This is a genomic window from Pedococcus sp. P3_C7 (assembly GCF_056402615.1).
Genome location: NZ_JBFUHC010000007.1, coordinates 29,036 through 54,341, shown reverse-complemented (window position 1 = coordinate 54,341; position 25,306 = coordinate 29,036). Strand labels below are relative to the sequence as shown.

Sequence of the window (25,306 nt, the reverse complement as noted above, 5' to 3'; positions counted from 1 at the left end):
AGTCGAAGGAGACTTCCATGCCCATCGCCACCCCCGAGGTGTATGCCGACATGCTGGACCGCGCGAAGGCCGGCTCCTTCGCGTACCCCGCGATCAACATCTCGTCCTCGCAGACGCTGAACGCGGCGATCCGCGGCTTTGCGGAGGCCGGCAGCGACGGCATCGTCCAGGTGTCGACAGGTGGCGCCGAGTACCTCTCCGGCCCGACCGTCAAGGACATGGTGACCGGATCCATCGCGCTCGCGGCCTACGCCCACGAGGTCGCCAAGAAGTACGACGTCAACATCGCGCTGCACACGGACCACTGCCCCAAGGACAAGCTCGACGGCTTCGTCCGCCCGCTGCTGGCGGCCTCCGCCGAGCGCGTGAATGCCGGTGGCACGCCGTGGTTCCAGTCGCACATGTGGGACGGCTCCGCCGTGCCGCTCGACGAGAACCTCGAGATCGCCCGCGAGCTGCTGGGCCTCGCCAAGGCGGCCCACATCATCCTCGAGATCGAGGTGGGCGTCGTCGGCGGCGAGGAGGACGGCGTCGAGGGCAAGATCGACGACAAGCTCTACTCGACCCCCGAGGACGCGCTCGCGACCGTCGAGGCGCTGGGCCTGGGCGAGCAGGGTCGCTACCTCACCGCGCTGACCTTCGGCAACGTCCACGGCGTCTACAAGCCGGGCAACGTCAAGCTCCGCCCCGAGATCCTCAAGGCAGCCCAGGACGCCGTCGTCTCGGCCAAGGGACTGGCTGCGGATGCCAAGCCGTTCGACCTCGTCTTCCACGGTGGGTCCGGCTCGACGCCTGAGGAGATCGCGGCTGCGGTGGACTACGGCGTCGTCAAGATGAACGTCGACACCGACACCCAGTACGCCTTCACGCGTCCCGTCGCCGGTTACATGCTCAGCAACTACTCGGGCGTCTTCAAGATCGACGGTGAGGTCGGCAACAAGAAGCAGTACGACCCGCGCGCCTGGGGCAAGGAGGCCGAGGCCGGCATGGCGGCCCGCGTCGTCGAGGCCTGCGAGAACCTGCGCTCGGCCGGCACCCACGCATGAGCGACAACCTCCTCGGCATCCCCGAGACCCGGCTGCCCGTCGACCCCGCTGCGGCCAAGCTCGAGGAGGGGGTCGCCGCGGACCAGGTGGCCGCGGCATACCCGACCTCGTCGCTGGCCTGGGCCACGCTGGCCGAGGACGCGCTGGCGGACGGTCGCACCGTCGAGGGCTACGCCTACGCACGCACCGGCTACCACCGCGCCCTGGACTCGCTGCGCAAGAACGGCTGGCGCGGTCAGGGTCCGGTGCCGTGGGAGCACGAGCCCAACCGCGGTTTCCTTCGCGCGCTGGCCGCCCTGTCCAGGGCCGCCGGAGCGATCGGCGAGACCGAGGAGGAGCTGCGGTGTGCGCAGTTCCTGCGCGACTCCTCCATGACGGGGGCGCGCGAGCTCGGTCTCTGAGCGGGTCGGGCCGTCCTCTCGCCGGCGCGAGGACGGCGGGCTCGCGCACCCACGAGAAGCAGTGACGCCGGGGGACCGGACCCGATTTCCCAGATCCCGTCCCCCGGCGTCGCCCCCTGCCGCGGACCGGGGCCCGCGGGTGGCAACTCGTCAATGTCGTCCCCTGCCGCCTGACGAGCAGCGCTCGGTCATTGTGCACATACGAGGGGCACCCGAGGTGGCACTATGCTGCCAAAGGACAGAGGATGTCACTACCGTGTGGGAGGCGTCTTGACCAGCGGCGATGCCTTGTCTCGCGACGTGGAACGGATGCTCACCGAACCCATGGAGCGCCTGTTCGGCGTCCTCGAACGTGGCGAGCGAGAGCTGGAGGCACGCCGGGCCGAGCTCGCCGAGGTCCGCTACGCCCTCTTCCAGCTCTCGGCGGGCGGCGCGGCCGCCCAGCACGCGCGGCACAGCGTCGTCGAACCGCTCGCCGCCGACATGGCGGCTCCGATGCTGCGCTACCTGCTGCAGAACACCACCGGCTTGTCCCGGGTCAGCACGATGAGCGTCGACGTGGGGGCCGGGGTCGTGCAGGAGAACTACCGGCTCAACCAGGACCTGCTGACGCAAGGCCGGTTCCGCCAGCGGACGATCTACCCGATGGACATCATGGCCGGCGAGGACGGCCGCGCCTGGGTGCAGTCCTTCGCAGCGGCAGGCGAGGAGCAGCGGCTGTCACTGTCACCGCCGAGCGAGTTCTCCATCTTCGACCAGCACTCGCTCGTGGCCGTGTCCGAGTGGGGCAACCCCGACAGCGACTACGTCATGGTCCGTGACCCGATGCTCATCGCGGCCTTCACACAGCTGTTCGACCGCGCGTTCGACCTGGCCCTGCCGGTCGTGCCCCACGATGACCAGGACGACGAGGACCTGCGCCTCGTGAAGCTGCTGGGACTCGGTCTGAAGGACGAGTCGATCGCCCGCTACCTCGGGTGCAGCCTGCGGACCGTTCGCCGACGGGTGGCCTCGCTGATGGCTCGACACGGCGTGCAGACCAGGTTCCAGCTCGGGCAGGCGGCGGCCAGCGGTGAACTCGGCTCCCCTCGCGAGACCGTGGAACGGTAGCCTTTCCCGGTACGGGCCCCGTGCGAACACCACGGGGCCTGCTGCATGACCACGGTGACCGACTCCGTCACCGACGCAGACATGGAGAGGTGCGGTATGCCGGCAATCGTGCTCGTGGGCGCTCAGTGGGGCGACGAGGGCAAGGGCAAGGCCACCGACCTGATGGGCAGCGACGTCGACTACGTCGTGAAGTTCAACGGTGGCAACAACGCAGGCCACACCATCGTGATCGAGAAGGACGGCAAGCGAGAGAAGTACGCCCTCCACCTGCTCCCGTCGGGCATCCTCACCCCGACCTGCACCCCGATCATCGGCAACGGCGTCGTCGTGGACCTCGCGGTGCTCTTCGAGGAGATCGACGGCCTCGAAGCGCGAGGAGTCGACACCTCACGACTGCTGGTCAGCGCGAACGCGCACATCATCGCCCCCTACAACCGGGTGCTCGACAAGGTCACCGAGCGCTTCCTCGGGTCGCGCAAGATCGGCACGACCGGCCGCGGCATCGGCCCGACCTATGCCGACAAGATGGCGCGCAACGGCATCCGTGTGCAGGACCTGTTCGACGAGAAGATCCTGCGCCAGAAGGTCGAGGCGGCGCTGGCCCTCAAGAACCAGATCCTCGCCAAGATCTACAACCGCCGTGCGGTCGAGGTCGACGAGGTGATGGAGGAGCTCCTCGGGTATGCCGAGCGGTTGCGTCCCATGGTCGCCGACACCTCCCTGGTGCTCGAGCAGGCACTCAACGAGGGCAAGACCGTGCTGCTGGAGGCCGGGCAGGCGACCCTGCTCGACGTCGACCACGGGACCTACCCCTTCGTCACGTCGTCCAGCGCGACGGCTGGTGGCGCCTGCACCGGCTCCGGCATCCCGCCGACTCGGGTCAACACCGTGATCGCGATCCTCAAGGCCTACTCGACGCGAGTGGGTGAGGGCCCCTTCCCGACCGAGCTGTTCGACGCCAACGGCGAGTTCCTGCGCAAGACCGGCGCCGAGTTCGGCACGACCACCGGCCGCCCGCGCCGCTGCGGATGGGTGGACACCGTGGTCGGTCGCTACGCCACGCGGATCAACGGGGTCACCGACTTCGTCATCACCAAGCTGGACGTGCTGACGGGTCTGGACACCATCCCGGTGTGCGTGGCCTACGACGTCGACGGGGTCAGGCACGACGACATGCCGGTCAACCAGACCGACTTCCACCACGCCAAGCCGATCTACGAGGACCTCCCCGGCTGGTGGGAGGACCTGACAAAGTGCCGGACGTTCGAGGACCTGCCGGCGAACGCCCAGGCCTACGTCCTGCGGCTCGAGGAGCTCATCGGCGCTCGGGTCTCCGCCATCGGCGTGGGCCCGGGTCGCGACGAGATCATCAGTCGCCACTCCCTGCTCGGCGCCTGAGCTCACTGGTTCGTCCCGCCAAACCCTCCGGGCACGTTGTGCGGGACCCGCGCCGAGGTCAGGTGTGGGTCAGGCGGGGCGCAGCACAGTCATCCGGTGCGCGGCGCGGGTGAGGGCGACGTAGAGGACGCGCACTCCCCCCGGGGACTCGGCCGCGATCTCCTCGGGGTCGACGATGACCGTCGCGTCGTACTCCAGACCCTTGGTCGACATGGGGTCGATGACGCCGACCCGGTCGCTGAGGGCGCCCAGCCCGGCCAGCGACGCGGCATACCTGGTCGGGGTGATGACCGCGATCGAGCCCTCCACCTCGTCGAGCAGCGCCTCGACCGCGGAGGTCGCAGCGGCCTCCCAGCCGCCGTCGGCGACGGTCGTGTCGACTGGGTCGAAGCCGGTCTCACGGACAGCTCGGGGGATGTCGGCATCCGGCACGTGGGCCTGGACCACCTTCGCCGCGTAGTCGAAGATCTCGCGGGCGTTGCGGTAGTTGGTGTCCATGTGGAAGAGGCGACGCTCCTGTGACCCGAAGGCTTCCTCGCGGGCACGGCCTGCCTCCACGGCGTCGGGCCACGACGCCTGCGCAGCGTCGCCGACGACGGTCCACGACGAGTAGCGGCCGCGGCGACCGAGCATCCGCCACTGCATCGGGGACAGGTCCTGAGCCTCGTCGACGAGGACGTGGGCGTACTCGCCGGGGCCCTCGATGCGGCCCTGGAGGAGCAGCTCACGCGGGTCGGTGGGGGAGGTGCGTGACGACTTGGTGCCGACGGCGCGGGAGTCCAGACCTGCCCGCACCTCGGCGACACCGAACTGCGAGACGTCCTCGAACTCCTCGATCTCGTAGAATCCGCGCTCCTCGGCCGGGCCGTCCTGGACAGGACCGAGCCGGGCGGAGAGGTCGTCGACGAGGGCGGCGTCGGCGGCCGACCAGGTGCCGACCTCCAGCGCGTGGCGCATCGAGGCGGCGAACAGGTCGCACTCGTGCGGCGACAGGACACCGGCACCGTGCTGGCGGGCGCGCTCGGGATCGGCGAGCCACAGCAGCACCTCACGGGGGTCCACCTGCGGCCACCAGGCGGCGAGGAACGCGTCCACCTCCAGATGGTCCTCGAACCGGTCCATGAACTCGGCCCGGTCGCCCTCGCGGACGCTCGCCCAGGCAGCCTCGGCGAGCGCGCTCTGGACCGCCTTGGCCGACAGGTTGCGCTGGTGGTTGCGCAGCACCTGCGCCCGGATCCGGTCGAGCGCGGGTGCGTCGACCCGGACCGCCTTGCCGTTGACGAAGGCGCGGAACGCCTGCGGCGCGTCCGGGGGTGCGTCCGACGAGGCGCGCGCCAGCAGCCGCCGGATGCGCAGGGAACCCTTGATGGCGGCCACCTCTGGCGTGTCCAGCCGGGTCGCCGTGATGCCGTCGACGACGTCGCCGAGCGAACGCAGCGTCACCGACTCCTCACCGAGCGAGGGCAGCACGCGCTCGATGTATGCCGTGTAGGCGGACGAGGGGCCCACCACCAGGATGCCGCCCGCCTCGAACCGGCGGCGGTCGGAGTAGAGCAGGTAGGCGGCGCGGTGCAGGGCGACGACCGTCTTGCCGGTGCCCGGGCCGCCGGTGATCTCGGTGATGCCGCGCGCCGAGGCCCTGATCGCCTCGTCCTGGTGGCGCTGGATCGTGGCCACGATGTCGCGCATCTGGGCACCACGGCTGCGGGTGAGGGCTGCGAGGAGCGCGCCGTCGCCGACGACCACGAGGTCGTCGGGGGCATCGGTCACCATGAGGTCGTCCTCGACGCCGACCACGTCCGGGCCCTTGCACCGCAGGACCCGGCGGCGCAGGACATCCATGGGTTCGACGGGAGTGGCCCGGTAGAAGGCGGCGGCCGCGGGCGCGCGCCAGTCGATCACGAGGGGCTCGTAGTCGTCGTCGCGGACTCCGAGCCGGCCGATGTAGCGGATCTCGCGGTCCGGCTCCTTGGCCTCGTGGGCCAGGGCGTGGTCGAGGTCGAGCCGCCCGAAGACGAGGCCTTCGTACTGGGTGTCGAGCGTGGACCGGCGACGGGCGGCATTGAAGACCAAGGCATCCCGCTCGAACAGCCCGGTCAGCTCCTCGTCGCGGACGTCGCCGGTGCGGTCGGTCCGGCCGCGGGCCAGGCCATCGGCCTCGACCAGGCCGGCCCGGGCCTGGGCCTTGAGGAGCTCGGCATAGACCAGGTCGACATGGGCCTGCTCGATGGCGATCTCACGGGCGACCTCGGCGCTGGACGCCTTCGCGCTCGAGTGGTCCGATCCCGTCACGGTGCAACGCTTTCTGGTTGTGCGGCTTGGTGTGGTGCGACGTGCTTCCTCCCGGGGGAGAACGCACGAGTCTAGCGAGCACGAGGAGCCCCGCCGTGCACCAGTTCACAGGGTGGCGAGGGCTAGATCATCCCGCGGCGGGCGGCCTGGACGCCGGCCTGGAACCGGGTGCCGGCGCCGAGCTGGTCCATCAGCGCCCGGACTCGGCGCTCGACGGTGCGCTGGGACACCCCGGCCTGACGCGCGATCGTCGCGTCGGGAGCCCCGGCCGCGAGGAGGGCAAGGATCATCTGGTCGCGCCGTTCGTTGGCCATCCCGCCGAGGCCGAGTGGCGAGCCGAGGTCCCAGAGGTGGTCGGACAAGGCGATCAGGGCCAGCACCATCGACCGGGCGCGGATGAGGGCCGACCCGAAGCCCGAGGGGTCGAAGGCACTCACGTCGACGATCGCCGCGGCCTCGTCGACGATCACGGCGGAGAACGGCACCGAGGACGTCAGGCGGAACCGTTCGCCGCCGCGCTCGCGGGCCTCGAGGATCTCCAGCGCCCCGTCGATCTCCAGGACCTCCGTGTCGTAGACCGTCGTGTAGTCGAGCTGGTTGCCGCTCACGCCCCGTGTCGGCTCCTCGTGGCTGTGCAGCGGGCTGGCGAAGATCGCCCGCGTGCGCGGTGACAGCGACCGGAAGCTGCGGATCTGCCGGGTGCCGGCGGCCACGGCTTCCGCGGTGACCGCCGCGATCTCGTCCATGGAGTTCAGGATCCGCACTGTGCCCACGTCGGGTGTGCGGGACGCCGACCTCGCCTGGAAGAACACCTGCGCGAGCTCGTGTGCGGCAGAACGGGTTTCGCGCGCCCGACGCTCGTAGTCGAGGGCAAGGGCAGGCAGGGAGATGTCCGGCGGGATGACCTCGATCCGGTCGCCCGGGTGGACGCGGATCAGCCCGCGGCTCGCCAGGACCTCGAGCGAGTGGTCGATCAACGGAGCCTTCATGCCCTGGGCGACCAGCAGCGCCTTGGTGGGGTCCGGATGCTGCAGTGCGGCCAGGAAGACCCGGGTGATCACTCCTTCGGCCTCGTCGTCGTCGGCGGCGAGCTCCAGGCTGCTCGCCAGCGCGCGCTCGTCGATCGCCGGGTCCTTCGGCCGGTTGGTCGCCTGGCCCCTCCCGTCCACGGTCCCCGCTGACTGGCTCTCGACGACCATGGGGCACATGCTCGTCTCCTGGCGAGATTCCGTCAATGACGCAAGTCCGCCACCTCTGGGCTTTACCTCCGGGCCGACCATGGTCCACTCTGGAGTCAGTCGACAGCGTCGACCCACGTGCATGGTTGCAGGTTCCCCCGCCAGGCGACCGCACGTCGGCTGCGCGGCGTCCCCGGGAGATGTCCCCCCTGCCTCCCCGGGACGCCGCGCACTCATCTCCGGCGGACCGCTGACGACGACTTTCGCGACGACTCTCTACGCTGGGGGCCGTGAAGGTACTCGTCATCGGCTCCGGTGCTCGCGAGCACGCCCTCGTCAAGTCCCTGGGCGCCGACCCGGAGGTGGAAGCGGTGATCGTCGCCCCCGGAAACCCGGGGATGGACGCGATCGCCCTGTGTGAGGCCCTCCCGGGCGGCGTGCTGGACGGGCCGGGCATCGCGGCGCTCGCCCGCAGGCACGGTGTCGACCTCGTGGTGATCGGCCCGGAAGCGCCCTTGGTGGCCGGGGTCGCCGATGCGGTGCGCGACGAGGGTTTCGCAGTGTTCGGACCCTCCGCTGAGGCCGCCCGCCTGGAGGGCAGCAAGTCCTTCGCCAAGGAGGTCATGGCGGCAGCGGACGTGCCCACGGCCCTGGCCCGGGTCTGCGGCACCCTCGACGAGGTCGCCGACGCCCTCGACGCACTGGGCGCACCGCATGTGGTCAAGGACGACGGGCTGGCCGCCGGCAAGGGCGTCGTCGTCACCGACGACCGCGACCAGGCGTTGGCCCATGCGCAGCTCTGCCTGGCCAAGGAGGGCGGCACCGTCGTCATCGAGGAGTTCCTCGACGGTCCCGAGGTCTCGTTGTTCTGCCTCTGCGACGGCAGCACCGTCGTCCCACTGGCCCCGGCCCAGGACTTCAAGCGGGTCGGTGACGACGACCAGGGCCCCAACACCGGTGGGATGGGCGCCTACTCGCCGCTCGACTGGGCGCCGGCCACGATGGTCGACGAGCTGGTCAGCCGCGTGGCCCAGCCGACCGTCGACGAGATGGCTCGCCGGGGCACTCCGTTCGTAGGGGTGCTCTACATCGGGGTGGCGATCACCTCCCGTGGTCCACGGGTCATCGAGTTCAACGCCAGGTTCGGTGACCCCGAGACCCAGGTCGTGCTGGCTCGGCTGCAGACCCCGTTGGGTGGACTGCTGAAGGCTGCAGCCACCGGTCAGCTCGACGACATCGCCCCGCTCACGTGGTCGCGGCAGCATGCCGTCACGGTCGTCGTCGCGTCCCAGAACTACCCGGACACCCCGCGGACCGGCGACCCCGTGAGCGGCGTCGAGGACGCGGCTGACGTGCCCGCGGCATACGTGCTCCATGCGGGCACGGCCCGCGACGAGGACGGGGTGCTCGTCTCAGCGGGGGGACGGGTGCTGTCCGTGGTCGCCCTGGGCGAGAGCCTCACCCAGGCGCGCGAACGCGTCTACGAAGCCGTGGACCACATCGAGCTCGAGGGTTCGCACCACCGCACCGACATCGCGCTCGCGGCCCAGCGCAACGAGCTGCACGTCGGCTGAACCCCACGCATCACCCCGCCCGGCGCGCCGCCACGAAGCCGACGACGCCGACCATCGCGCAGCTCGCCATCGTCGACGCGAAGAGCCAGCCGGGCAGGTGGGGCGCCTGCCACGCGATGAGGGCGCCGGCGACGGCCAGTCCGACCGCCTGGGCCACGGATGCGGTGAGGCTCGACGCCGCCGTGATCCGGCCCTGGTCCTGCATGGGAGCGAAGCGCAAGAGCTGGGTGGACAGCGTCGGAGACACCACACCCATGCCCAGCCCCGCCACCCCCCAGAGCGCCAGGCCTGCGACGACGGGCAGCGCGTCGAGGCTCGTGAGGGCCGGGCCCAGGACACCGACGGCGATGAGCCCGAAACCGATCTCGAGCCGACGGACCGGGCTGACCGCACGCTGGACCGCGCCGAGCCCGTGGACCTGCGAGCCCGCCGCCCAGCACAGCCCGGTCACGGTGAGGCTGACGCCCGCCGCCGCGGGGCCGAGGCCGTGGATCGTCGTGAGCATGAGGGGCAGGAGGCTGCCGGCCGTGCCGAACGCAGCCGCCACGAGCCCGCGGAGGGCGACGAGCGCCGGTATGCCGTGGGCGAACCTGAGCGTCCCGGCCGGCAGGACGGCGCGCACGGCCGGGGCAGCGGAGGCGACCCCGATGAGGACGAGGCCGGCTCCGAGCAGCTCGACGGGTCCGGATCTGCCGAGCAGCGACCCGCCTGCGGTGAGGGCTGCCAGACCTGCCGCCGCCAACGCCGCGGCCCGGACGGCGCGGTGTTCGCGAGCGGTCCAGGCGGTGGGGTGCTCGTGGGGGGTGGCGGCCGTCATGGACGGTCGTAGGAGGAACCACGCCGGCGGGAGGAGCGCCACCCCCACGGCAAAGACCGCGCGCCACGACACGGCCTCCGTCAGCAGTCCGGCGACCGGTGGACCCAGCAGCGAAGGCAGCACCCAGGCTGCGGCGAACGCCGCGAAGACCTTGGCACGCAGCTCCTCCGGCAGCGCTCGCGCCATCAGGACCGTCAGCGAGACGTCCATCAGCGCCTCGGCGATCCCGGAACCGAACCGGCCCGCAGCGAAGACCACCATTCCCGGCGCGAGCGCCATCGCCACCTGCGACGCGGCGAACACCACCATGCCTGCCTGCAGCGGCCGCACCGGCCCACGGTGGTCGGCCCACGCGCCGGCCACCACCGTGGCGACGACGAACGACACCAGGGGTGCCGCACTCGCCGCGCCGAACAGCCACAGCCCGTCGAGCTCGCGAGCGACCGTGGGCAGCACGGTCATCGTGGCGCGGTTCTCGAAGGCGCCCAGCGTCACCAGCGCCACCGCCCCGATGGCGAACGGGAGGTGTGCGCGGTCCCGCAGCGTGGCGGTCCTGGTGGCGGCGTCGTGGGTCGCAGTGGGCATGGCGAAGAGTCTGGAAGTTGAAGTGGACTTCAAGTCAAGCGAGGAATCCGGCACGTCTTGCGCTGCCGTTGTCACGTGACGTCGAACTGGGGTCCACGTGCCGACCTGACGGCAGCACGTCGGGGCTACGGCTGGGAGGATGTCGGCCATGACGTCCTCCCAGCCCGACTCGACGCCCGCGCCCCTCGCCCTCCCCGGCTACGCCCACGTCTACTCCGGCAAGGTCCGCGACCTCTACGCCCCGCTGGACGACTCGGGCGAGCCGCGTGACGACCAGCTCCTGCTCGTGGCGAGCGACCGGCTCTCGGCGTTCGACTTCATCCTCGACACCCCCATCCCCGACAAGGGCGCGGTGCTGACCCAGCTGTCCCTGTGGTGGTTCGAGCAGCTCGCCGACGTGGTGCCCAACCACGTCGTCTCGACCGACGTCCCGGCCGAGGTGGCCGGTCGCGCGGTCCTGGTCAGGCGGCTGAACATGCTCCCGGTCGAGTGCGTCGCCCGCGCCTACCTCACCGGCGGTGGCCTGCGCGAGTACGTCACCGACGGCCACGTGAGCGGCGTGGCGCTCCCGGACGGTCTGGTCGACGGGTCACGGCTCCCCGAACCGGTGTTCACCCCGTCCACCAAGGCGCCCGTCGGCGAGCACGACCAACCCATGCCGTATGCCGCCGTGGAACGCGAGCTGGGCGCCGATCTGGCCGCACGCGCCAAGGACCTCACCGTGGCGATCCTCAAGCGGGGCAACGAGATCGCGGCCGATCGCGGCATCCTCATCGCCGACACCAAGGTCGAGTTCGGCCTCGAGGATGACGCCCTGGTGCTGGCCGACGAGGTGCTGACGCCGGACTCCTCGAGGTTCTGGCCGGCCGACCAGTGGGAGCCCGGCCACACGCAGCCGTCGTTCGACAAGGAGTTCGTCCGCGAGTGGCTGATCTCCCCGGCCAGCGGCTGGGACAAGGCCTCCGGCGAGGCCCCGCCCCGGCTGCCCGACGACGTCGTGGAGCGCACGCGTGCCAAGTACGTCGAGGCCTACGAACGCCTCACTGGACGCACCTTCACGGCTGGCTGAGCGGCCTACCGGCCGCCCTCAGGCCAGCGCCGCGTCCTCAGGAGCCTTCCTGCACCGCGTAGATCTCGTCGGCCACCAGGCCGTGCGCTTCGCGGTGGACGGTGTTGGCAGCCTCGGCGTCGGGCGCGTCGACGAGGCAGAAGATCTTGCCCTGCGACTCGTCGACCCAGTAGCGCAGGTACTGCACGTCGTGGCTCGACTGCTCCTGCAGGTCGGCCATGTGGGCCTGGGCGACGTCGCCGATGGCCACCCCGCCGTCGATCGTGTGCACGTCCATGAACAGTGGCATCGTTCTCGCCTTTCGTCCGGGACCCCGGTGGTCCCTCTCCCCGAAAGGTAGGAGTCGGCGGGGCCGCTCCTCATCGGTGACCGGTGCCTAGATTGCGGGGGCGACGGTGCCCATTTCCGTCGTGGGTGATGCGGCAGTGCCGGCCCCGTTCGCACGTGCCCTGGCCACGGCCTCGGTGCGCGACGCCGCGCCGAGCTTGGCGAGGACGGACGCCACGTGGTGGTCGACCGTGCGTTCGGAGATGAACAGGCGGGCGCTCACCTCGCGGTTCGAGAGCCCCTCACCGACGAGGGCGAGCACCTGCTGCTCGCGACCCGTGAGCCCGTGCGGGTGAGCCGTCGCCGCGGCCCGCGGCCCTCGGGGTATGCCGCGCGCCCCGGCCTCCTTCAGCCGTCGCCGTGCCAGGGTGGCGCCCGGCGTCGACCCGATCGAGGTGAACAGGTCGAGCCCCCGGCGCAGGTCGTCCTCGTCATCGGAGGCCATCAGCGCTGCCGCCGCCTCGTAGGGGCACCCGAGCTCCTGCCAGGTTGCGGCCGCGCGTCGGGGGTCTCCCGCGAACTCGGCCGCATAGGGGTCGGGCGCGTCGGCGGGCGCTGCCTCGAGCAACCCGGTGCGCCCCAGCCAGAGGGCGAGCTCTGCCCGGGGCCAGGGCCCCTCGTGCTCGCTTCCCTTCCACACGTCGAGCACCCAGGCCTCGTCGCCGACCGGGCCTCCGGACAGCCACGCTTGCTGGAGCACGGCGACGGCGGCGAAGGCCCGCCAGTAGGGCTCGCCGTTCGCGTCGGCCAGCTCTCTGCACTCGGCGAGTCGGGTCGTGGCCCGGGGGTCACCGAGCCGGGCGAGGGCGGGCCCCATGCCGATCAGGACGTGCAACCGGTTCACCGGGGAGATCTGCTCGGCCAGCATGCTCGTGCACAGGGCGACGGCCTCCGTCAGGCGGCCCATCCGCACCAGGGCCGTGACCCTCGACCCGAGCAGGCACCACCAGAACGTCGGCATCTCGCAGTCCTGGTTGTAGGCCGCCCCCTCCTCGTAGACCCACTCGTACTCGGCGACACGGAGGTGGTCGACGGCCGCCTGGTAGAGGTTGGCGTAACCCCGGGCCGCGTCCCGCTGGAAGCCACCGTCACGGGCGAGGACCAGCGCCTTCTCCATCTGGCCCCACCCGTCGAGGCCGTGGTTGATCCGGTCCCACCCGAGGTTCTGGAGGGTCGAGGCATACATCTCGTCCGACCCGAGCTCCTGTGCCATGGCAAGGCACTGCTCGGCCATGGCCATCCCTTCGTCGGCGCGACCCGTGTCCGACAGCAGGCCGGCCTTGTAGCCGTAGGCCATCACCTTCTCCGTCGACAGTGGGGCGTCGCGCATCATCGAGAAGATCTGCTCGACGAGCTCGGCATGGCCGTTGCCGTCGCAGAGCCGCCACCGCGTGATGGCGAGGGCGCGCAGGTTGCGGCACAGCTGCTCCAGGTCGCCGCTGGCGCGGGCGAACGCGACGGCCAGCTCGCGTGGCGGCAGCGACTCCTCCCACCGGTCCATGAGCGAGAGGGCGTGAGCCAGGCCTTCGTGCAGCTCCGCACGTTCGGTGTCAGTGGCCGACCCGGCATACCGAAGGGCCCGAGTGAACTGCGCGACAGCCTCGGTGGTGGACGACAGGGCGGCTGCCTCCCGAGCAGCCGCGGTCGACTCGGCGAAGGCCTCGTCGACCAGGCCGGCGGCATCCGCGTGGTGGGCGAGGCGCGCGTGGTCAGGGTCCCGGTTCTTCGTGGGGTCCGCAAACCATCGGTATGCCGCGGCGTGCAGCTGGGTGGCGCGGTAGGCGGGGACGTTGGTCTCGACGGCGAGCCGAGCCAGCTCGTGCCTGAAGGCGAACAACCGAACGGGGTCGCCCGGCCCGCCCGCCGGTACCAGTCCACCGGAGGCCAGGCACTCGTCGAGGTGGGCGGGCTCGCGTCCGGACACTCCGGCGATGGTCGCGGCCGAGGCCGGCTGCCCGATGATGGCGGCCGCCCACACGAGCTGCCGCGCGTCGTCGGTGAGCTGTGCCGTGCGGGCAGCGACCACGTCGCTCACGGAGGACGGGACGTGGTCGCTGGGGTTGCTGAGGAGCTCCTCGACGTAGAACGGGTTGCCACTGCTCAGCCGGTAGATGGCAGCCGCGTCCGCACGGCCCTGCGACCGCGCGAGCTCGGCAACCGCTGCGGGTGTCAGCGGCGGGAGGGTCATCCGCCTTGTCGGCCGCTGCGTGGCCAGGGATGCCAGCGCACTGCGCAGCGGACTGTCGGCGCCGACCTCCTCGTCGCGATAGGTCAGCAGCACCATCGTCGGCATGCTCGTGAGCCGTCGCGCCAGGTAGGTCAGCCAGTCGAGGGTCGCTTCGTCGGCCCAGTGCACGTCCTCGACAACCACCGCGGTCGGTCGGCCTGCCGCTCCGAGCCGCTCCAGCGACGTGGCGAAGAGGGTGTTCCGGTCGGCTCCCGTGCGGAACTGGTCGAGCAGGCCGTCGCCGTCCGCCGTCGCGATCTCGAACAAGGGGCCCAGCGGACGAGGGGTGAAACCACCGTCGCACGCCCCACGCAGCCATCTCAGGTCGGGCCGCTGCGCCGCGAAGGTGTCGAGCAGCGCGGTCTTGCCGATGCCGGCCTCGCCGGCGACCAGGACGAGGCGGCCGTGCCCGCGAGCCGCCTCATCGGCATACTCGCCCAAGGTCTCCAGGAAAGTGGCTCGTTCGAGCAGCTCCACGCCTCGAAGTGTGTCGGAGAAGCCGTCGGGACGACATCCTCCATTGTGCGGAGTTCAGCCCGCGGGCGTGAGCACGGCCACGGGGATGGTCCGCCCCGCCTTCCGGGCGTACTTCGCGACTCCTGGGAGCCTGGCCAGGATGACGTCGTTCCAGGCCTGGTCGCGCTCTTCGCCGTGCAGCTCGCGAGCCGATGCGCGCATGCGTTCGGCAAGCACCTGCAGGTCCGTCTCGCCCGCCACCCGCAGGTTCCTGAACCAGTCGGGGTCCCTTGGGCTGCCGGAAGCGCTGCCCCACACCAAGTAGCCCTCGGGCCTCGGAATCGCCCTCACGCAGGTCGAATGCGGCTCTCCGGTGCGGCGGCCCGGCGTGGTCAGCATGACCACCGGGGCATCCTTGGTCCCGCCCATGGCGCGACCGTTCAGCCGGCGGTACATCCACGCGCCGATGAGGGTCGACCAACGGGCCATCGACATGATCCGAGTGTCCCGCTCGCCCGGGCGCGTGAAAAGGGTCCCGGGCGGACCGCCGACCTGTCGTCCGGGAGGTGACCGTGCGGCATACCCACTGCCGTGGCGCGGATAGACTGCGGTCGCTTCCTTCCCCGCGCCACCGTGCTCAACCCAGGAGACCCCCGAATGGGCCACGTCGTCATTGACGTCATGCTGAAGCCAGAGATCCTCGACCCCCAGGGTCAAGCCGTGAACGGGGCTCTTCCCCGGCTCGGCTTCGAACAGTTCACGGACGTGAGGCAGGGCAAGCGGTTCGTCCTCACCGTGGACGGCGAGGTCACCGACGAGCACCTCGCGGCCGCCGCGGAGGCAGCTGAGAAGCTGCTGTCCAACCCCGTGATCGAGGACGTCGTCAGCGTCCGTGCCGAGGACCCCGACCAGTGAAGGTCGGGGTCGTCACGTTCCCGGGGTCGCTCGACGACCGCGACGCAGCCCGCGCCGTGCGCGCCGTCGGTGCCGAGGCGATCACCCTCTGGCACGGCGACGCCGACCTCAAGGGTGTCGACGCGGTCGTGCTGCCCGGCGGGTTCTCCTACGGCGACTATCTGCGGTGCGGGGCGATCGCCCGCTTCGCGCCCGTCATGGACGCGCTCATCCCGGCCGCGCAGGGCGGGCTGCCGGTGATCGGGATCTGCAACGGGTTCCAGGTCCTGTGCGAGTCGCACCTGCTGCCGGGCGCGCTGATCCGCAACGACCACCGCAAGTTCAACTGCGTCGACCAGCGCCTCGTCGTCGAGAACAACCAGACAGCCTGGACCTCGGACTTCGAGGCCGGCCAGGAGATCACGATCGTCCTCAAGAACGGCGAGGGCGGTTTCGTCGCCGACGAGGCCACCCTCGACCGGCTCGAGGGCGAGGGCCGCGTCGTCTTCCGGTATGCCGGTGACAACCCCAACGGCTCGTACCGCAAGATCGCGGGCATCACCAACGACCGCGGCAACATCGTGGGCCTCATGCCCCACCCCGAGCACGCCGTCGAGGAGGGCTACGGCCCCTCGACCGACGGGCTCCCGTTCTTCACCTCCGTCCTGAAGGCAATGGCCAGCGCATGACCGTCCAGACCCACAAGCCCACGCTCGACACCGTCTCGCACGCAGCCGACACCCCCGAGGTCGAGCAGCCGTGGGCAGAGCTCGGCCTCAAGGAGGACGAGTACGCCAGCATCCGCGAGATCGTCGGCCGTCGTCCCACCAGCGCTGAGCTCGCGATGTACTCGGTGATGTGGAGCGAGCACTGCTCCTACAAGTCGTCCAAGGTGCACTTCTCCCTCTGGGGTGAGAACACCACCGACGAGATGCGCGAGAAGCTCCTCGTCGGCATCGGCGAGAACGCCGGCGTCGTCGACATCGGCGACGGCTGGGCGGTGACCTTCAAGGTCGAGTCGCACAACCACCCGTCCTACGTCGAGCCCTACCAGGGTGCGGCCACCGGGGTCGGTGGCATCATCCGCGACATCATGTCGATGGGTGCCCGCCCGATCGCGATCATGGACCCGCTGCGGTTCGGCAACCTCAACCATCCCGACACCCAGCGGGTGCTCCCCGGCGTCGTCGCGGGGGTCGGCGGCTACGGCAACTGCATCGGCCTGCCCAACATCGGTGGCGAGGTCGTGTTCGACGACTGCTACCAGGGCAACCCGCTCGTCAACGCGTTGTGCGTCGGCGCCATGCGCATCGAGGACATCCACCTCGCCAAGGCCTCCGGCGTCGGCAACAAGGTGATCCTGTTCGGTGCCAAGACCGGTGGCGACGGCATCGGCGGGGTCTCGGTCCTCGCCTCCGAGACGTTCGACGAGGGCGGCCCGACCAAGCGCCCCGCGGTGCAGGTCGGCGACCCGTTCGCCGAGAAGGTGCTCATCGAGTGCTGCCTCGACCTCTATGCCGCGCACGTCGTCGACGGCATCCAGGACCTGGGTGGCGCAGGACTGTCCTGTGCCACCAGTGAGCTCGCGTCCAACGGTGACGGTGGCATGCAGATCGAGCTCGACCGCGTGCCGCTGCGCGACGCGTCGCTGCGACCTGAGGAGATCCTCATGTCGGAGAGCCAGGAACGCATGATGGCGGTCGTGGCACCCGAGCACCTCGACGAGTTCATGGCGATCACGGACCGCTGGGACGTCGAGGCCACGGTCCTCGGCGAGGTCACCGACGGCGAGCACCTCGTCATCACCTGGCACGGCGAGGTCATCGTCGACGTGCCGCCGCGGTCGGTCGCCCACGAAGGGCCGACCTACCACCGCCCGCTGGAGCGGCCGGCATACCTGGATGACCTCCAGGCCAACGGCACCGACACCCTGGGTCGCCCCGTCGACGGCCTCGGGCTCAAGTCCGACCTGCTCACGCTGCTTGCCTCCCCGAACCTCTGCGACAAGTCGTGGGTCACCGACCAGTACGACCGCTACGTGCTCGGCAACACGGCGCTCGCGATGCCCGACGACGCGGGTGTCGTCCGTGTCGACGAGGAGACCGGTCGCGGTGTCGCCGTCTCGACCGACTGCAACGGCAGGTTCGCCAAGCTCGACCCCTACGTCGGAGCCCAGCTGGCGCTGGCTGAGTCCTACCGCAACGTCGCGACGGCGGGCGCCACCCCGCTGGCGGTGACCGACTGCCTCAACTTCGGCTCGCCCGAGGACCCGGGCGTGATGTGGCAGTTCCGCGAAGCCGTCAAGGGCATCGCCGAGGGCTGCAAGACCCTGGGCATCCCGGTCACCGGCGGCAACGTCTCCTTCTACAACCAGACCGGTGACGTGGCGATCCACCCGACGCCGGTGATCGGCGTGCTCGGTGTCATGGACGACGTGTCGCGGCGGACCCCGTCGGGCTGGAAGACGCCCGGCCAGGTCATCTACCTGCTCGGCAGCACCCGCAACGAGCTGGCCGGCGGCGAGTGGGCCCACGTCGTGCACGGCCACCTGGGTGGCCTCCCGCCCGCGGTGGACCTCGGGGCCGAGCAGCTCCTGGGCGAGATCCTGGTCAACGCCAGCCGCGACGGCCTGGTCGACGCCGCCCACGACCTGTCCGACGGTGGCCTGGCGATCGCGCTCGCCGAGGCGACCATGCGCTACGGCGTCGGGGCCAGGATCTGGCTCGACGCGGTGTGCGAGCGCGACGGAATCGACCCCTTCACCGCGCTCTTCAGCGAGTCCACCGCCCGGGTGATCGTCTCGGTGCCGCGCTCGGAAGAGGTGCGCTTCACCGACATGTGCACCGCCCGTGGGCAGGTGCACGCCCGGATCGGGGTCGTCGACGACGAGACCGACGGCCTCGACGTGCAGGGCAATTTCGAGGTGAGCCTCGCCGACCTGCGGGAGGCCCACACCGGAACGTTGCGAGCGGTCTTCGGCGGCTGACCCTTCGGGGCGCGCGAGCGGCCCGGTCGCGTCCCCCAACGCGTCCGGGCCGTTCGTTCCCCTGGGTGTCCCCGCAAGGAACAGTACGTCCGTGGTCTGACAGCGTCGATGGGTAGAAGTACTCATCTTCGCCCGCCGAACGGCCATTTCCACGCAACCGCGGACGCCCGGGCGCCTCGTGCGACGATGCCGGTATGCCGCCGCGCCGCCGAGTTCCCGTCATCGACGGCCGCGCCGCCGTGGCCGCGTGGCAGGCGGGGGCGGAGTCGACGTCCCGGGCGGACCTGGCGACGGCGGTGCGCTACACGCTGGAGGAGCTGTCGGTCGTGGCGCCCGGTCGAAGCGTCGAGGTGCGGGTGCCACCCTTCGGGGCGGTGCAGTGCATTGCCGGGACCACCCACACCCGCGGCACCCCGCCCAACGTCGTCGAGACGGATGCGCAGACCTGGCTGGCGGTCGCGACCGGCGCGCTCAGCTGGGACGGCGCCTGGGAGGCGGGCACCCTCCGGGTGAGCGGCCACCGCGCCGACCTCGCGGCATACCTGCCCCTGGTGGAATGGTCTGGCGCACCCGAACAGCCGAAGGAGATCTGATCCCATGCAGATGAAGCTGGAGCTCGTCCCCGTGCCAGTGGCGGACGTGGAGCGGGCCATCGAGTTCTACGTCGGCAAGCTCGGCTTCATCAAGGACGTCGACGTGCAGCCCGCCGAGGGTGTCCGGATCGTGCAGGTGACCGCAGCGGGCTCTGGTTGCTCGATCGGCTTCGGGACGGGGCTGGACGTCTATCGCGGAGAGCCGGGCAGCATCAGGGGACTGCACCTGGTCGTCCAGGACATCGATGAGGCGCGGGCCGACCTCGTCCGCCGCGGTGTCGAGGTCAGCGAGGTCCACGACTTCGGCGGTGGGGTGAAGGGGGCGGAGTTCGCCGACCCCGACGGCAACTCCTTCGAGCTGCAGGAGATGCAGTGGCGCCGGGGCGAGACCTTCTAGCGAGTTGGTCTCCCTGGCAGAGTCCGTCCTGCCAGAGCTATCGGATCGTCCAGGTGTCGCCTAGGCACGCGCGCCCCAGGGTGGCGATGGCAGGACTCCGGGTGATTTCGTCCGGGCCCTTGGCTGGATAGGCCGAGAACCCGGCATCAGGAGTGCAGCCGGCGTCCCCGTGCTCGATGCGGACGTTGCGCCTGTCGTGGGGCAGGAGATCCGCGACCAGCACATTGCTGTCGGCCGTCAGCAGGATCTGAAGACGCTGATCGGTGTCGTTCTCGATCGTCATTCCCTCCGGAGTGCACCCTGACGCGAGAGTCGTGGCCATGACGACGCCCACGACCTGGGCGCACCCGCCCCAACCCGTCTTTCGGCCCATTCTCGCCCCTGGTCCAGTCCCCACTGATGCATGGTGTCAGGGCGACCCACCGCACCGCCGCCGAACGCAGTTTCCCGCCGGAGCTCCGCGACTTGTTGCGCGCGGATCGTCACCGAACCCCGAATTGGGGGTCCAGTGACCACGAGGCGGCAACAAGTCCGATGGTGTGGCGACCTGTTGCGCGCAGATCGTCACCGGACCCCGAATCGCAGCTCCGGTGACCACGAGGCGGCAACACGTCGCCTTCGTGGACGCGGGCTTCACTCGCCCGGGTAGCGCACCCCGACCTGGGCCCGTATGTCGTCCAGGGCGTCCATGATCCGCAGGGTCTCGGCGTGCGGCATGAGAGGTGACTCCACCTCGCCCCCCGTGACCCGGCGCGCCACCTCGACAGCCTCGAAGTGCAGCCCGTGCTCGGTGTCCTCGTTGACGTAGCGGTCGAGCTCGGTGCCGTCGTTGGCCACGAGCCGAACGACGGCGCTGGGCGCGTAGAACGGGCCGCTGATCTCGAGGCGCGCCTCAGTGCCGCAGACGGCTGCCACCGTCGGGGTCCTGGTCGCCATCGTCGTGCCGAGGACACCCATCGCCCCGCTGCCGCTCGTGACGCCGATGGCGGCCTGCGCGTCGACGCCGGTGTCCGTGAGCACCCCGGTCGCAGTCACGTCGACGAAGTCGCCGAGGACGAAGTGGGCGAACGACACCGGATAGATCCCCAGGTCGAGCAGGGCTCCGCCGGCGAGGGCAGGGTCGGCCAGTCGTTGCGGACCGTCGGGATACAGCGCCTGTCCGTGGTCTGCGTGCACGGTGTGGATCTCACCGAGCAGCCCGTCCTCGAGACAGCGACGCACGACGTCGACGTGGGGGAGGAACCGGGTCCACATCGCCTCCATGGCGAAAACGCCTGCGGCGCCGGCGGACTCGACGATGTCACGGGCCTCGGTGGCATTGCGGGCGAAGGCCTTCTCGACGAGCACGGGCTTGCCGGCACCGGTGGCGAGCAAGGCCTGGGTGCGGTGCTCCGAGTGCGGTGAGGCGACGTAGACGACGTCCACGTCCGGGTCGGAGACCAGGTCCGCATAGGACCCGTGCGCCGTGTCGATGCCGAAGTCGGCCGCGAAGTCCTGCGCGCGCGGCAGGCTCCGTGACGCGACAGCCTGGAGGTGTTGTCCCGTGCGGGCCTGCAGCGCGCTGGCGAACGAACGCGCGATGCCGCCAGGCGCGAGGATCCCCCAGCGGAGCGTCGGCGCGTCACGCGGATCCGGGGTGCGGGGAGGAGGCAGCGTCAGGGAGGGCACCGACCCATCATCGGTCCTGTCCGGTGACCGCGCACTCGGCATCCATCAGGTGTCACGGGGGGTCGCGACGAACGCGACGGCTCAGCGGATCCGCCAGGCATCGGGAGGGGTCGGTGGTGAAGGAGTCGGCGCCGCATCGGCGTCGGTGAACGGTCGACCCGAACCCAGGGCCCGGCTGAGCGCGGCTCCGTCGCGCACGGTGCTGGGGAACGCGCCCTTGGCGACGCTGCGGACGATCGAGCCCATCGCCAGTGGCTGACGGGAGCCGACCAGCACGAGGTTGCCGAAGCGGCGCCGTTTCCAGATGTCGACCTGAGCGATGGCGGCCGTGTGCGGGAGGTGGCGCGCGAGGCCGGCGTGGACGCGCGCCACGTGCCGATGGTCCGGCTCGTCGGCGGTGTTCATCACCAGCACACCACCGGGCCGCAGCACCCTCGCCACGTCGGCGAACCACTCCACGCTGGTGAGGTCGGCCGGCACCTGGCTGTCGGCATACGCGTCGACGACGATCGCGTCGGCACTCGAGTCCTTCAGGGCGGCCACTCCCTCTCGACCGCGCTGCGGACGCACGCGGATGCGGTGCCCGCGCGGCAGCGGCAGCTCGCGACGCACCTCCTCGGTGAGCGCCGCATCGGGTTCGAGGACGACCTGCGGCGACCCCGGCCGAGTGTGGTGGACGTAGCGCGGCAAGGTCATCGCAGCGCCCCCGACGTGCGTCACCGCCACCGGACCGTCGGGCAGGGAGTCGATCACCGCGGCCAGGTGCTGGACGTAGCCGAAGACGAGGAGCTCCGGATCGGTAAGGCTGACGTAGGACTGCGGGTAGCCGTCGACGAGGACGGTGCTCCCGCCGTGTTCGTCGACCTCGAAGCGGAACTCCTGCATCAGGTCGGGTCGGGTCAGGGACGGATCAGCGACTTGACGGCACGACGCTCGTCCATGGCGGCATAGGCCTCGCCGACCTCGGAGAGCGGGACCTCGAGGTCGAAGACCAGCCCGGGGTTGATCGCCCCGGAGAGCACGTCGTCCCGCAGCTGCGGGAGGTACTGGCGAGCCGGCGCGATCCCGCCGGCGATCCCGACGTTGCGCGCGAACATGTCCCGCACGGGGTACTCGATCCCGTGCGGCACGCCCACGTAGCCCACCGTCGCCCCGGGCCGCGCGGCAGCGATCGCCGTCGACATCGACTCGTTGGTGCCGACGCACTCCAGCACGGCGTCCGCGCCCACCCCGTCGGTCAGCTCCTTGACCGCAGCGACGGCCTCGTCGCCGCGGACCTCGACCACGTCGGTGGCGCCGAACTCGCGTGCCATCCGCTGGCGGGACTCGTGGCGGGACATCGCGATGATGCGTTCGGCGCCCATCCGTGCGGCGGCGAGGACGCCGCTCAGGCCGACCGCGCCGTCACCGACGACCACGACGGTGTCACCCTCCTGCACCTGGGCCGCGACGGCGGCGTGCCAGCCAGTGCCCATCACGTCCGACAGGGCGAGCAGGCTCGGCACCAGGTCGTCGCCGGGTACCTCTCGCGTGGCGACGAGGGTGCCGTCGGCGAGCGGGACGCGGACGTACTCGCCCTGGCCGCCGTCGGCCATGATTCCGTCGCGGTCGGGACCACCCCAGAAGCCGCCGTGGTCGCAGCGTGACTGGATCCCGACCCGGCAGTGCGGACACGTGTTGTCGGAGTACATGAAGGGCGCGATGACGAAGTCTCCCGCCCGCACGCTGCGGACGTCGCTGCCGACCTCCTCGACGATGCCGACGAACTCGTGGCCGATGCGGGTCGGCTCGGTGACCGCGTTGATCCCGCGGTACGGCCACAGGTCGCTGCCGCACACGCACGCTGCGGTGACCCGCACCAGCGCATCGGTGGGCTTGGCGATGCGGGGGTCGGGGACGTCTTCGACACGGATGTCGCGGGGCGCGTTCAGGATGGTGGCCTTCATGGTTGCCAGCCTGCCACGGTCCAAGGCGTCGGTATGCCGCGTGGTGACCACGCGGCATACCCTCGCTGCATGCGCTTTGGCATCACCATCCTCCCGGAGCACCGCTGGTCCGAGGCCGAGCCCCTGTGGCGGCGCGCCGAGGAGTACGGCTTCGACCACGCGTGGACCTACGACCACCTGGTCTGGGCGGGGCTCCAGGACTCGCCGTGGTTCGGCGCCCTTCCGACGTTGACGGCCGCTGCGATGGCGACGTCGACGATCCGGCTGGGAACCTTCGTGAGCTCTCCGAACTACCGTCACCCCTATGTCTTCCTCCGGGATCTGCTTGCGCTGGAAGACATCTCGAACGGTCGGCTGATCTGTGGCCTGGGAACGGGTGGTGACCTCGATGCGGCGATCCTCGGCGAGGAGCGGCCCCTGAAGGAGCGCGTCGACCGGTTCCACGAGTTCGTCGAGGTGCTGGACCGACTGTTCCGTGAGGACCACGTGTCGCACGACGGCACCAGCTACCGGACCGTCGACGCGCGCACCCTGCCCGGTTCGGTCCAGCAGCCTCGAGTGCCCTTCGTCGTCGCCGCCAACGGCCCGCGGTCGCTGCGGCTCGCCTCCGCCCACGGCCAGGGGTGGGTTACCTACGGCAAGGGTGGCGAGACCCTGGACGAGTGGTGGGCCGGGATCGCCGAGCTCAGCGCGAAGCTCGACGATGTCGAAGGTGCTGCCGCACGCCAGGTCCCACTCGACCGGTACCTCTCTCTCGACGGTGCACCACGCTTCTCGCTCGAGAGCGTCGAGCTCTTCACCGACCAGGTGGGACGGGCAGGTGAGCTCGGGTTCAGCGACGTCGTGACGCACTGGCCACGGCCGAACGGCGTCTACGCCGGCACCGAGTCGGTGCTGGCGGAGGTCGCCGGCCTGCTGCCCGGTCTGAGGTAGGCCTGGTTAGGAGAATGCGAACAGTGCGAGTGGTTCGGTCGTCGGTGCGGTCGAGCCGCCGGCCGGCTCCATCGTGATGCCGGCGCCGGTGGCCGTTGCGGCATCGCCGCTCAGGAGCACCGTGACGGTGTCGGCCGATCCGTGGGGCATGACGCCGGCACTGACCATGCCCCGGTTGGGCTGGTCCAGCCAGACCTGGAAGTCCTTGCCGTCGGGCGCAGCCGGCATGTGGTCGGCAATGATGACGGCCTTGCCGAGAGAGGCGCTGCGGACGATGGTCGCCTTGGCGCCACCGATGACCTTCTCGTAGCGCTGGGCGTCCTTGGCCTCGAGCACCTGCTCGGTGGCGCTGACGTTGCCGCGTCCGTTGGAGTTGTCGTCCCACGGGCTCCACGCGATTCCGCCGACGAGGAGCACGGCAGCTGCGGCCGCACTGGCGAGCCAGGCGGTCACCCGGCGCCGCGGGCGCAACTGGACCACGTTGGAGTCAGCCGGGGTCGGCGCGTCAGCGGGCGAGGATCCGCCAACGGGCCCAGAGGCGACTGGGCCACCGGACTGCGCCTCGAGAGGGGGGAGCGGGCGGACCATCTTGATGCCCGCCAGGACGGAGTCACGCATCGAGGAAGGAGGGGCGGTCTCGGTCATCAGGGAAAGCTGGGTCGCAGCCTCCTGCAGGGAGGCCACCTCCGCCTGGCACTCTGGGCACTCGGCGAGGTGCAGCTCGAAAGCGCTGCGCTCCTGCTCGTCGATGGCGTCGACTGCATAGGCGCCGACCAGTCCGTGGATGTCGGCACTCATGACTGCACCCCCATGGTGTCTCTCAGGCGGATAAGTCCGTCACGTATTCGGGTCTTGGCGGTGCCGAGGGGCACCCCCAGGAGGGAGGCCACCTCGGTGTGCGTGTAGCCACCGAGGTAGGCGAGCTCGACCGCGCTGCGCTGGGTCTCGGTGAGCGAGTCCAGGGCGTTGCGCACTCGTTGGGCGTCCAGGCGACGGTCGACCGTCTCGGCGGTCTCGTCGAAGCTGCGTTCCTGGTTCCGTGAGCCGTAGGTGTCCTCACGGTCGGTGGACGCCTGCGCGGACCGCACCCGGTCGACCGCCTTGCGGTGCGCGATGGTGAGCATCCAGCTCACCGCGCTGCCCCGCGCGGGGTCGAACCGGGCGCTGGTGCGCCAGATGTCCAGCAAGGCTTCCTGGGCGACTTCCTGCGACTGCGCCGGGTCCCGCACCACGCGGAGGACCAACCCGTAGATCCGGGCGGACACTGCGTCGTACAGGCGGGCGAAGGCTGCCTCGTCACCGAGGGCGCTGGCCCGCAACAGCCCGGCGAGGTCGGTGCCCACGGCAGCACCTCCCCAGGTCGGTTCGGGACCCGGGGTGGTTGCTGCCATGGACACCATCATCGCTGA

Annotated in this window: 24 protein-coding genes; 12 read left to right on the top strand and 12 right to left on the bottom strand. The window is 70.7% G+C overall.

Going from position 1 to position 25,306, the window contains the following annotated elements; all coding sequences use genetic code 11:
• The first annotated feature begins 17 nt into the window (after positions 1 to 17).
• From fbaA to AC1DS4_RS10830, 4 genes are all read left to right on the top strand, one after another.
• Positions 18 to 1,046 carry a class II fructose-bisphosphate aldolase gene (gene fbaA, locus AC1DS4_RS10845; protein ID WP_477614065.1) on the top strand — a complete coding sequence of 343 codons (1,029 nt, stop codon included), beginning with the start codon at positions 18 to 20 and terminating at the stop codon, positions 1,044 to 1,046.
• Positions 1,043 to 1,447, top strand: a complete 405-nt coding sequence (locus AC1DS4_RS10840; RefSeq protein ID WP_477632792.1) for a DUF3151 domain-containing protein — start codon at positions 1,043 to 1,045, stop codon at positions 1,445 to 1,447. The genes fbaA and AC1DS4_RS10840 overlap by 4 nt, the downstream gene beginning before the upstream one ends.
• 258 nt (positions 1,448 to 1,705) lie before the next feature.
• Positions 1,706 to 2,557, top strand: a complete 852-nt coding sequence (locus AC1DS4_RS10835; RefSeq protein ID WP_477632791.1) for a hypothetical protein — start codon at positions 1,706 to 1,708, stop codon at positions 2,555 to 2,557.
• Positions 2,558 to 2,653: 96 nt separating this feature from the next.
• Complete coding sequence (locus tag AC1DS4_RS10830; RefSeq protein WP_477614607.1) at positions 2,654 to 3,955, top strand: adenylosuccinate synthase; 1,302 nt, start codon at positions 2,654 to 2,656, stop codon at positions 3,953 to 3,955.
• Between the two features lie 69 nt (positions 3,956 to 4,024).
• Here the strand turns inward: AC1DS4_RS10830 and AC1DS4_RS10825 are convergent, their stop codons facing one another.
• Together AC1DS4_RS10825 and AC1DS4_RS10820 are read right to left on the bottom strand one after the other, a co-directional pair.
• The gene (locus tag AC1DS4_RS10825; protein WP_477632790.1) at positions 4,025 to 6,247 is read right to left on the bottom strand and encodes a HelD family protein; all 2,223 of its coding nucleotides are present in this window, start codon (positions 6,245 to 6,247) and stop codon (positions 4,025 to 4,027) included.
• A gap of 122 nt (positions 6,248 to 6,369) precedes the next feature.
• Positions 6,370 to 7,455, bottom strand: a complete 1,086-nt coding sequence (locus tag AC1DS4_RS10820; RefSeq protein ID WP_477614061.1) for a helix-turn-helix transcriptional regulator — start codon at positions 7,453 to 7,455, stop codon at positions 6,370 to 6,372.
• 260 nt (positions 7,456 to 7,715) lie between these two features.
• Between AC1DS4_RS10820 and purD the strand changes: the two genes are divergently transcribed.
• Positions 7,716 to 8,999 carry a phosphoribosylamine--glycine ligase gene (purD, locus tag AC1DS4_RS10815; RefSeq protein WP_477614060.1) on the top strand — a complete coding sequence of 428 codons (1,284 nt, stop codon included), beginning with the start codon at positions 7,716 to 7,718 and terminating at the stop codon, positions 8,997 to 8,999.
• A 10-nt stretch (positions 9,000 to 9,009) separates the two neighbouring features.
• On the opposite strand, the gene AC1DS4_RS10810 is transcribed toward purD, so the two are convergent.
• Positions 9,010 to 10,401, bottom strand: a complete 1,392-nt coding sequence (locus AC1DS4_RS10810) for an MFS transporter (RefSeq protein WP_477632789.1) — start codon at positions 10,399 to 10,401, stop codon at positions 9,010 to 9,012.
• A 148-nt stretch (positions 10,402 to 10,549) separates the two neighbouring features.
• On the opposite strand from AC1DS4_RS10810, the gene AC1DS4_RS10805 reads away from it, so the two are divergent.
• Complete coding sequence (locus AC1DS4_RS10805) at positions 10,550 to 11,470, top strand: phosphoribosylaminoimidazolesuccinocarboxamide synthase (RefSeq protein WP_477614058.1); 921 nt, start codon at positions 10,550 to 10,552, stop codon at positions 11,468 to 11,470.
• A gap of 37 nt (positions 11,471 to 11,507) precedes the next feature.
• Here the strand turns inward: AC1DS4_RS10805 and AC1DS4_RS10800 are convergent, their stop codons facing one another.
• The 3 genes from AC1DS4_RS10800 to AC1DS4_RS10790 form a co-directional block, all read right to left on the bottom strand.
• On the bottom strand, positions 11,508 to 11,759 hold the full coding sequence (locus AC1DS4_RS10800; protein WP_477614057.1) for a DUF4242 domain-containing protein: 252 nt from the start codon (positions 11,757 to 11,759) through the stop codon (positions 11,508 to 11,510).
• An 87-nt stretch (positions 11,760 to 11,846) separates the two neighbouring features.
• The gene (locus tag AC1DS4_RS10795; RefSeq protein WP_477614056.1) at positions 11,847 to 14,501 is read right to left on the bottom strand and encodes an ATP-binding protein; all 2,655 of its coding nucleotides are present in this window, start codon (positions 14,499 to 14,501) and stop codon (positions 11,847 to 11,849) included.
• Between the two features lie 54 nt (positions 14,502 to 14,555).
• Positions 14,556 to 14,975 (bottom strand): nitroreductase/quinone reductase family protein, encoded by a 420-nt coding sequence (locus AC1DS4_RS10790; RefSeq protein ID WP_477614055.1) that lies wholly within the window; start codon positions 14,973 to 14,975, stop codon positions 14,556 to 14,558.
• 162 nt (positions 14,976 to 15,137) lie between these two features.
• Between AC1DS4_RS10790 and purS the strand changes: the two genes are divergently transcribed.
• From purS to AC1DS4_RS10765, 5 genes are all read left to right on the top strand, one after another.
• Positions 15,138 to 15,395, top strand: coding sequence for a phosphoribosylformylglycinamidine synthase subunit PurS (gene purS / locus AC1DS4_RS10785; RefSeq protein WP_477614054.1), 258 nt, complete (start codon positions 15,138 to 15,140; stop codon positions 15,393 to 15,395).
• Positions 15,392 to 16,063, top strand: coding sequence for a phosphoribosylformylglycinamidine synthase subunit PurQ (gene purQ / locus AC1DS4_RS10780; protein ID WP_477614053.1), 672 nt, complete (start codon positions 15,392 to 15,394; stop codon positions 16,061 to 16,063). The genes purS and purQ overlap by 4 nt, the downstream gene beginning before the upstream one ends.
• Positions 16,060 to 18,360, top strand: a complete 2,301-nt coding sequence (gene purL / locus AC1DS4_RS10775) for a phosphoribosylformylglycinamidine synthase subunit PurL (RefSeq protein WP_477632788.1) — start codon at positions 16,060 to 16,062, stop codon at positions 18,358 to 18,360. The genes purQ and purL overlap by 4 nt, the downstream gene beginning before the upstream one ends.
• Positions 18,361 to 18,554: 194 nt before the next feature.
• Positions 18,555 to 18,953 (top strand): sterol carrier family protein, encoded by a 399-nt coding sequence (locus AC1DS4_RS10770; protein WP_477614051.1) that lies wholly within the window; start codon positions 18,555 to 18,557, stop codon positions 18,951 to 18,953.
• A gap of 4 nt (positions 18,954 to 18,957) precedes the next feature.
• Entirely contained in the window at positions 18,958 to 19,350 is a 393-nt protein-coding gene (locus AC1DS4_RS10765) for a VOC family protein (protein ID WP_477614050.1), read from the top strand.
• 37 nt (positions 19,351 to 19,387) lie between these two features.
• Here the strand turns inward: AC1DS4_RS10765 and AC1DS4_RS10760 are convergent, their stop codons facing one another.
• The 4 genes from AC1DS4_RS10760 to AC1DS4_RS10745 form a co-directional block, all read right to left on the bottom strand.
• Positions 19,388 to 19,633, bottom strand: coding sequence for a hypothetical protein (locus tag AC1DS4_RS10760; protein WP_477614049.1), 246 nt, complete (start codon positions 19,631 to 19,633; stop codon positions 19,388 to 19,390).
• Between the two features lie 350 nt (positions 19,634 to 19,983).
• Entirely contained in the window at positions 19,984 to 21,018 is a 1,035-nt protein-coding gene (locus AC1DS4_RS10755; RefSeq protein ID WP_477614048.1) for a Gfo/Idh/MocA family protein, read from the bottom strand.
• A gap of 81 nt (positions 21,019 to 21,099) precedes the next feature.
• Positions 21,100 to 21,903: a spermidine synthase gene (locus AC1DS4_RS10750; protein WP_477614047.1), complete on the bottom strand. Its 804-nt coding sequence runs from the start codon at positions 21,901 to 21,903 to the stop codon at positions 21,100 to 21,102.
• A 14-nt stretch (positions 21,904 to 21,917) separates the two neighbouring features.
• Positions 21,918 to 22,964 (bottom strand): zinc-dependent alcohol dehydrogenase family protein, encoded by a 1,047-nt coding sequence (locus tag AC1DS4_RS10745; protein ID WP_477632787.1) that lies wholly within the window; start codon positions 22,962 to 22,964, stop codon positions 21,918 to 21,920.
• A 69-nt stretch (positions 22,965 to 23,033) separates the two neighbouring features.
• Here AC1DS4_RS10745 and AC1DS4_RS10740 point away from each other — a divergent pair, with 69 nt between their 5' ends.
• Positions 23,034 to 23,897: an LLM class flavin-dependent oxidoreductase gene (locus AC1DS4_RS10740; protein WP_477632786.1), complete on the top strand. Its 864-nt coding sequence runs from the start codon at positions 23,034 to 23,036 to the stop codon at positions 23,895 to 23,897.
• Between the two features lie 6 nt (positions 23,898 to 23,903).
• Here AC1DS4_RS10740 and AC1DS4_RS10735 read toward each other — a convergent pair whose 3' ends face one another.
• Complete coding sequence (locus tag AC1DS4_RS10735; RefSeq protein WP_477632785.1) at positions 23,904 to 24,695, bottom strand: anti-sigma factor; 792 nt, start codon at positions 24,693 to 24,695, stop codon at positions 23,904 to 23,906.
• The gene (sigK, locus tag AC1DS4_RS10730; RefSeq protein ID WP_477614043.1) at positions 24,692 to 25,288 is read right to left on the bottom strand and encodes an ECF RNA polymerase sigma factor SigK; all 597 of its coding nucleotides are present in this window, start codon (positions 25,286 to 25,288) and stop codon (positions 24,692 to 24,694) included. The genes AC1DS4_RS10735 and sigK overlap by 4 nt, the downstream gene beginning before the upstream one ends.
• Positions 25,289 to 25,306: the final 18 nt, after the last annotated feature.

What these genes read in the sequence shown, in the direction of transcription:
- fbaA (WP_477614065.1), top strand. Translation starts at nt 18, where the DNA reads ATGCCCATCGCCACCCCCGAGGTGTATGCCGACATGCTGGACCGCGCG.
- AC1DS4_RS10840 (WP_477632792.1), top strand. Translation starts at nt 1,043, where the DNA reads ATGAGCGACAACCTCCTCGGCATCCCCGAGACCCGGCTGCCCGTCGAC.
- AC1DS4_RS10830 (WP_477614607.1), top strand. Translation starts at nt 2,654, where the DNA reads ATGCCGGCAATCGTGCTCGTGGGCGCTCAGTGGGGCGACGAGGGCAAG.
- AC1DS4_RS10820 (WP_477614061.1), bottom strand. Translation starts at nt 7,455, where the DNA reads ATGTGCCCCATGGTCGTCGAGAGCCAGTCAGCGGGGACCGTGGACGGG.
- AC1DS4_RS10810 (WP_477632789.1), bottom strand. Translation starts at nt 10,401, where the DNA reads ATGCCCACTGCGACCCACGACGCCGCCACCAGGACCGCCACGCTGCGG.
- AC1DS4_RS10805 (WP_477614058.1), top strand. Translation starts at nt 10,550, where the DNA reads ATGACGTCCTCCCAGCCCGACTCGACGCCCGCGCCCCTCGCCCTCCCC.
- AC1DS4_RS10800 (WP_477614057.1), bottom strand. Translation starts at nt 11,759, where the DNA reads ATGCCACTGTTCATGGACGTGCACACGATCGACGGCGGGGTGGCCATC.
- AC1DS4_RS10790 (WP_477614055.1), bottom strand. Translation starts at nt 14,975, where the DNA reads ATGTCGATGGCCCGTTGGTCGACCCTCATCGGCGCGTGGATGTACCGC.
- purS (WP_477614054.1), top strand. Translation starts at nt 15,138, where the DNA reads ATGGGCCACGTCGTCATTGACGTCATGCTGAAGCCAGAGATCCTCGAC.
- purL (WP_477632788.1), top strand. Translation starts at nt 16,060, where the DNA reads ATGACCGTCCAGACCCACAAGCCCACGCTCGACACCGTCTCGCACGCA.
- AC1DS4_RS10770 (WP_477614051.1), top strand. Translation starts at nt 18,555, where the DNA reads ATGCCGCCGCGCCGCCGAGTTCCCGTCATCGACGGCCGCGCCGCCGTG.
- AC1DS4_RS10765 (WP_477614050.1), top strand. Translation starts at nt 18,958, where the DNA reads ATGCAGATGAAGCTGGAGCTCGTCCCCGTGCCAGTGGCGGACGTGGAG.
- AC1DS4_RS10760 (WP_477614049.1), bottom strand. Translation starts at nt 19,633, where the DNA reads ATGACGATCGAGAACGACACCGATCAGCGTCTTCAGATCCTGCTGACG.
- AC1DS4_RS10750 (WP_477614047.1), bottom strand. Translation starts at nt 21,903, where the DNA reads ATGCAGGAGTTCCGCTTCGAGGTCGACGAACACGGCGGGAGCACCGTC.
- AC1DS4_RS10745 (WP_477632787.1), bottom strand. Translation starts at nt 22,964, where the DNA reads ATGAAGGCCACCATCCTGAACGCGCCCCGCGACATCCGTGTCGAAGAC.
- AC1DS4_RS10740 (WP_477632786.1), top strand. Translation starts at nt 23,034, where the DNA reads ATGCGCTTTGGCATCACCATCCTCCCGGAGCACCGCTGGTCCGAGGCC.
- AC1DS4_RS10735 (WP_477632785.1), bottom strand. Translation starts at nt 24,695, where the DNA reads ATGAGTGCCGACATCCACGGACTGGTCGGCGCCTATGCAGTCGACGCC.
- sigK (WP_477614043.1), bottom strand. Translation starts at nt 25,288, where the DNA reads ATGGCAGCAACCACCCCGGGTCCCGAACCGACCTGGGGAGGTGCTGCC.